General features: G+C 52.4%; 6 protein-coding genes. 1 reads left to right on the top strand and 5 read right to left on the bottom strand.

Annotated features, from left to right (window positions below; translation table 11 throughout):
• Positions 1-240 precede the first annotated feature (240 nt).
• A complete protein-coding gene (locus tag AN476_RS21860) occupies positions 241-483 on the bottom strand; it encodes a hypothetical protein (protein ID WP_253279971.1) in 243 nt (80 codons plus the stop codon).
• Positions 484-778: 295 nt separating this feature from the next.
• The gene (locus AN476_RS21855; RefSeq protein ID WP_083464467.1) at positions 779-1705 is read right to left on the bottom strand and encodes a GlxA family transcriptional regulator; all 927 of its coding nucleotides are present in this window, start codon (positions 1703-1705) and stop codon (positions 779-781) included.
• Positions 1706-1802: 97 nt separating this feature from the next.
• Here AN476_RS21855 and AN476_RS21845 point away from each other — a divergent pair, with 97 nt between their 5' ends.
• The gene (locus AN476_RS21845) at positions 1803-2369 is read left to right on the top strand and encodes a cysteine hydrolase family protein (protein ID WP_054463878.1); all 567 of its coding nucleotides are present in this window, start codon (positions 1803-1805) and stop codon (positions 2367-2369) included.
• A gap of 564 nt (positions 2370-2933) precedes the next feature.
• Here the strand turns inward: AN476_RS21845 and AN476_RS21840 are convergent.
• The 3 genes from AN476_RS21840 to AN476_RS21835 all read right to left on the bottom strand — a co-directional run bounded on the left by AN476_RS21840 (position 2934) and on the right by AN476_RS21835 (position 6584).
• Positions 2934-5315 carry an ATP-binding protein gene (locus AN476_RS21840; RefSeq protein WP_157063852.1) on the bottom strand — a complete coding sequence of 794 codons (2382 nt, stop codon included), beginning with the start codon at positions 5313-5315 and terminating at the stop codon, positions 2934-2936.
• Positions 5316-5593: 278 nt separating this feature from the next.
• A complete protein-coding gene (locus AN476_RS22995; protein WP_157063851.1) occupies positions 5594-5743 on the bottom strand; it encodes a hypothetical protein in 150 nt (49 codons plus the stop codon).
• Between the two features lie 193 nt (positions 5744-5936).
• Positions 5937-6584, bottom strand: coding sequence for a DUF1826 domain-containing protein (locus tag AN476_RS21835; protein ID WP_054463876.1), 648 nt, complete (start codon positions 6582-6584; stop codon positions 5937-5939).
• Positions 6585-6759 lie beyond the last annotated feature (175 nt).

Genomic DNA, 6759 nt, shown 5'->3' with positions numbered 1-6759 from the left:
AACGGACAATGCTCCTCCTCAACGGATAGGAGAAGTATGTCCAAAATCCAAAACACTTAAATATTCCAAATGGACCATCGAAGATCCTCGCGAAGCGAGCAAATGGCCAAAGATTGGCATATGGCTTCACTTCGTGAAGTGCTTAGCAGGAGCTTTAGATTTCTATTCGTTGGTTGGTTTGGGCGGGCTGAGTATTGAGTTCGGCCTTTGGCTAAACAGGTTCCCAGCCTACCTTGTGTTTCATTTGCCAAAGCGGCTGCGTATCGTGATGGCGGCTTCCATCAGCACATCGTCCAGCTTGCCCTCATCGGCGAGCGTCTTCAGCTTCGAGAAGTTCTTGGCGACGTCGGCCACATCAACGCATTTGATCGCATTCAGGCCGGGGGACAGCTCAAGCGGCGTTCTCCCATAGCATGGCGAGATGAACCAATCCCCCTCATCGGATTTGCCACACCCATGTACTGGTGATCGTACTAGTCCCATTATCCGGCACACCGGCCAATTGCTTCTCGACAGCAGCAATGGACTTCTAACGACGCCGGGCAAACGGTTGAATTGCTTTCGGCTTCTCAGCGGCTTCAAGTTTGAACTGTTTCTCAAGTGCCATTGGGGTCTCCTTTGTTACCCCTATGGCGTCCTTTGGGTCATGCAGAGAAGGCAACGCGCTTTTGAAAGGTATGCACTGGAAAACCGAAGAGCAGACATTCAACCACTCTAAAGCCATAGTCAGCTAGGCGGGACGAAGTGAGCATTCGCTGCACCTGCTCCTAAGGCTGCTTTACGTCTTAGACACGGGATGAGTTCTGAAACGGTGTCGATATTCGCCCGCGCTAAGTCCTGAGATGCTTTTGAAAAGACGATTGAACGCGGAAACATCTTTGTACCCAACTTTCCAGCAAATCTCACTGACTGTCAGCCCGGTGAGTTCAAGCAACCCCTTTGCCTTTTCAACTCGAAGCTCCTGGACATACTGGTTTACAGATAGGCCTGTGCTGTTCAAAAACTTGCGGTGTAGTGACCGCACAGACAACCCCGCCTGAAAGGCCAAGGCACTAACCGACAAATCCTCCTCTATATTGCCTTCCATCCAGAGTTGCAGCGCGCGAATAGCGCGGTTCTTATGCGCTATATTGGGGCGAAACGAGCGATAGTTGCGCTGCTCCCGACCCGTTGGATCAATCAACATCTGGCGGCAGGTTTGTGAGACGACTGTTGGGCCAAGCCAGCGACCAATCAGATGAATCCCTAAATCCATCCACGCCATCACACCCCCAGCTGTTACGATGTCATTGTCATCGACCAATATATGCTCGGGGGTAAGGTGAACCTTGGGGAATTGAGACCTGAAGTCCTCTTCAAGCGCCCAATGTGTTGTCGCGGGGCGACCATCCAGAATTCCCGCATGCCCCAGCCAGAAACTTCCGGCGCAGGCAGAGCAAATGATCGTTCCTGCAAGATGCTGATGCATAATCCAGTGATGCAGAGCTTGGTCGCCGTCGCCTCTCTTTCCTGTCAAATTTGGCGGCAGAATTATGGCATCTACATCTTTTGCGTTCTCGACATCGGATGGCATCAAAATCTGGTGGATCACCTGTGGCCCCGTGTTTTCATCAACAAGCCTGTTGGCAACATCGAACATCTCACCAAGCCCATGTAGGGCGGATTGTTGAGAGCCCTCATAGGCGATGACTGCAAGGCTTGGCATATCTGGCACCTAAATTGGCATTTCCGCCAATCGTACCCACCGGGCATCACGCGGTAAATACCTCTACGAACCAAACAAGTACTGAAATGAGAATAGAATGACCAAATCCGCGCTGCTCTTGATAGATATCCAGAACGATTATTTCCCTAGCTTTGACGGAAGTAAGATGCCTCTGCCGAAGATGGACACCGCTGCGGGGAAAGCCGCTAATTTGCTTTCGACAGCGCGCGACACCGGCATGAAAGTGATCCATGTTAAACATGTTATGGCGTCAGATGCCGCACCATTTTTCCATCCGGAAACTAAGGGCGCAGAACTTCATGACAGCGTTGCACCCTTAGCTGCAGAAAAAGTTGTCGAGAAGGCTAGACCGAACAGTTTTGTGGGCACGAAACTTAAGCAGATATTGCAAGATGAGCAGATCGAACATCTCATCATTTGTGGTGCGATGAGCCAGATGTGTGTCGATGCGACCGTCCGAGCAGGTGTCGATCTCGGTTATAAAGTGACAGTTGCTCACGATGCCTGCGCTGCCGCGAATGTTGTGCACGATGATGTCAGCGTACCCGCTGCGATGGTTCATGCCGCCATCATGGCGCCTTTGGCCGCCAGCTACGCAGACGTCCGACTTGCTTCGAAGATCAATCTCCAAGCACAAAGCTGAAGTTCATGCAATGTGCAGCATCGGTACGAATGGGCTCGAAGCGGACATGCGGCGGTGCGGCAGCGGGGTCGCAGCGTTTTCGCTCCAGTTCCCAGCCGCTAGATGACCGCAGCCAGCCCAGAGCAGACCGGTGCGAGGGGAGGCTGGCTCTCATTGCCGCACATGAACAAATTGCGTCTCGACTTCCCGGAAGCGGACACTCAAGCTGTCAAATGCGGCTTTTTGCCCTCAATGTCGGCTTTGAGCCCACTTTGACCGATGCTGCGCGGTGCGCGAGTGTCTGCTTTTTAACAACTTGAACAGTGCTGGAAAGACCAAGCTCAAAGTTATATCGATTTCACATGGCGATTTATGGAGTAAGACATAGATGATAAGATTAATTCTGATTTTGGTATCATCTATTGTGTTTAGTGGCCCTGTATTTGCATGCATGGGCCCCCAATTTGAAGATCATCACTTTCCGAGTTGCACAATCCCACTACTATGAACCGCAAAACTTCTCAGTTCTTCGTGATTCAACGCTCGGAGAACATCAGCTCTGTCCGGGTCGGTTCCTGCAGTATTTCAAGCGCTTGGAAGACTGATAGCCTCTATCAGTTCGTTTCGTTTTACAGGTTTTCCAATCACGCCATTAGCTCCGGATTTGAGGCATAAATCTACTTGTTCTTTGTGCGTATTTGCTGTCAGCGCAAAGATCTTGCATGGCGCCAGCCCGAGATCCAACTCAAGTTTTCGGATGTGTGACGTTGCATGAATTCCGTCCATCACAGGCATAGCGACGTCCATAAAAATGGTCTTGGGTCTTAGCGCTTTGTACAAATCCAGCGCCTCTAACCCATTACCTGCGAAATCTACCATAACGCCAACTGTCTCTAACAGTTTTCCAGCCACCAACCGATTGGTCTTGTTGTCATCAACGACAAGCACCCGCCCATAGCCGATACTGTTTTTACAAGGCATGGAATTGGCCGTCTTCTCATTGTCGCCACTCCGATCGAAGCCTGAGAGCAGCTCGGGACGGAGGGCCTGTTCGATTTCCTCGCTTCGTACCGGTTTGAGCCAAGTCGCTGCAAAATCGGCGGCTTCAGGTCTAGCAGAGGAATACCGTATAGGTGTGGAGACCATTAAGGCATGTGTACACTGGCCAGTCTGCCGGTCGAGCACTTTTTTTGCAGGAGGTCGGGAGCAATCAACGTGATCGCCATCCCACACAACAGCATGAAATTGATCACAGTCCTTTAAAAGCTGGTCAGCATCTTCAAACGCAACTACGCGGCAATTCAGTGCTTCCAGGTTTTTAGTCAGAACCATATTTGACTCAGTCCGTGGGCCAACAAGTGCCACATTACGCTTTTGGGCCGGGACTTGCCGATCTTTTTCTTTTAGGCCCGATACAGGACAGGCAGGCAAGGCAAGGGACACGGTAAAGCACGACCCCTTCCCAATTGTGGAAACGACATGGATTGCGCCCCCCATCTGCTCGACAAGAGCTTTGGAGATCGCCAGGCCCAGCCCGGTTCCTTCCACCCCAGTTTCCGTTTCCTGATTGGCTTGCTCATAGGCCGAGAACAACGTGTCCATCTGTTCCTTGGGAATCCCGCGACCAGTGTCCACAATCGACAAAGAGAGCTGTGCGTCGCCATCAACAGTCTGATAGGCTGCGCGCAGACCCACATGCCCATTTTGGGTGAATTTTAGCGCATTCCCAAGATGATTGAGGAGAACCTGTCGGACACGCGCACTATCCCCGAAGAAATGGGTAGGCACTGTCAGGGGGTATTCAATCCAAAAGTCCAAATTCTTATCATGCGCAAGCGGCTGAATAAGGCCTGCGGCTTCATAAATGGTATCCTTTAGCGAGAACCGCTCATTGGCAAAGGTGAACTTGCCCTCCGTCGCTTTGGAATAATCCAAAATGTCGTTAATGATACTGAGAAGGCTGGTCGCCGATCCTGAGATGGTCTTCAGGTAGGAGCGTTGCTGCGGATTTAGAGCAGTGTGTTCTAACACCTCTACCAGGCCCAAAATTCCATTCATCGGCGTCCGCAGTTCGTGGCTCATACGGGCAAAAAACCTGTCTTTCGACAGACTTGCTGCCTCAGCCTCTTCGTTTGCCTTAGCAAGATCCTCGGCCTTTTGCTCCAACTCCTGTTGTTGCTGGTAGTACTGCGTCACATCCGAGCGCAACCCAATGAGATCACCTCGCTCGTTTTCGACTTCCTGTATGCGGAGAAACTTGCCGCCCGGCAACCTGCGCTCGACTGGAGCGCGTTTCCTATTTTCTCGATCCAGGCGTTCCGCAAGCCAAGCCTCTTCTTGCCCTTTCGCTTCAGGGTACTGCCCGTGTTCAAGCCCGTATCGCATGATGGATTCAAACGTGGCCCCCACTTTGATGGCTGGCTCTGTGTGCTTGTAAAGCTCTGCGTATTTTGCGTTGAACGCCACCAAAACATCGTCGCGATCATACATCGCGAAACCTTCTGGAATAGAACTAATAGCGTGTTCGAAACGGGCCTTTACCGTTTCGGCTTCTGCCTGTGCTGTCTTCATGCGAGTTTGAAGTTGTTTGCGTTCCGTGGCGTCCACAAAGCGGCCAAAGACGTGCGTGTCTTCGTCGTTCTCCTGGGCAAGGAAAGTCACTTCCAGGTCGAAACACAGAGTATCTTGCCCTGCAACCGGTATGTTTAGAGCGTTTCGGAGCCTGATCGGGCTGGCCTGTTGCTCCTTGAGGCCTTTTTGTAGAAAATCCGTCGTGGCCTCGTCGAGAAAAAGAAGAGGAGACCGGTGTTGCCAAGTCTCGTGCGAATGATGAAAAATTCTGGACAAAGCAGCGTTGCCCCAGACGACCTTCGCAGAAGATAGCGTCAGTTCATTTTCTAATCGCAAGATAAACGCCGGATCTTGCTGAGTCTGCAGAACCGAGAAAAGAAGATCTTTAACCGACACAATAGCGCCCTCTCGAAACAATCTGTCAACTATGGGTAGAGCACCTTACGAAACGGTAAAGTGGTTTATCACGGTGACATATTTCCTTGTAAGCAAACCAGATTAAATATCTTCGTCGCGGTTTCCGGTTTCAGCACCGGCCGGGAGTGGCCACGCATGCGCCAAGCGAGACAACCTAGCTGCTGGATCTGTATTGAGCTCAGGGGAAGCCTCACGAAAATACTAGGTCCGCTTCGGCCTGGGAATGGTCTTTAGAAGGGTTTCGTACAATGGTCAGCTTAGGGCTGTTCACCAGGCTTTGCAAAGCTCGCTTCCTGCGCATAGCTGCCGTCGACACCGTGCCGGGGGCGGGCCGCTTGGTCGGTGATCAACACTAGAAGCGCCGGAAGGTCCGCTCCCAGCCCAAAGCCGACAAAGCGTTTCGACACGTCCGGCGGTATGCGGTCATTCGCTGCGGGCGCAAAGCCTACAATGAACTTGAGGAAAAGCAGTCCTTGATAACCGACAAATACTGAATGGAAACTCGCACTCGGACCATGGTGTGCTACCTTTCGCAGCTTGCGGCCTCTGGTGCGAAACAGAGGCCCCCTACCGCCGTTAGATGGCCGTAGGGGGCACAATTCAATGTATATATGCGGTTTCGGCCTCTTTCTCCGGATCCTCAATCGGATCGAGCACCAGCAGCAGCCGCGTTTCGCCGGTGTCGGCAATCGGGGGAGACCGATGCAACAGGCCCGAAAGCGGAGTTTCGGGCCAGCCTGTGCCGCGCAGGATGGTCGGAGATCCCGTCGGCACAGTCATGATTTGCTCGGGATCATGGCCGTCCTCAGAAAGGCCATACTGCGTATCAGTGCCACGATAGGTACAGACCAACCGGGCTTTCACAGCATCGACATGGAATTTACGACAGGCATTGGAGTTGATCACGTCAAATCGCAACCTTAGATATGCGCTTTTCATGACGCTTGCAAAAATGGATGCCAGCGCAGAGGCATCTTCGATCAAGAGGTTGCGCTCTGAACAATCCGGCGTCCCGCACTGGCGGCTGATATCGATCAGCGCGTCACAGACAGCCTCTGGCCGCAAGACCATCCGCGCCTTTGGCAATTGATCGGGCGGCAACCTATCGATCCAATCCTGGAAGCGCGGCAGCGGTTTACGCTGCCAGACCGTTGCAGCACAGTTTGGCTGATGAATGGCAGTCAGGCTGCCAGGAGTGGATGCAAAAGCCATGCAATCATCGAGTGCAGGGGCTTTGTCGAGGATCATTTGAGGATCCCTGCTTTCAGGGGCAGTCCCGGTGGCTGGTAAGGTAGCGAAGAGTGGTGCAGAACGATCCGTAGCGTACCGGTTTCGTCCTTTTTGTAGCCAAAGCTCTTGTCGACCGTGGTGACCGACCCGTCCGAGTTGGTCAGTTTGACCCAGCCCATCCACATCGCGACAT

Source organism: Phaeobacter sp. 11ANDIMAR09 (assembly GCF_001294455.1).
Classification (GTDB): Bacteria; Pseudomonadota; Alphaproteobacteria; order Rhodobacterales; family Rhodobacteraceae; genus Pseudophaeobacter.
The sequence above is the reverse complement of the archived record's forward strand: the minus strand, read 5'-3'. Positions and strand labels throughout refer to the sequence as shown.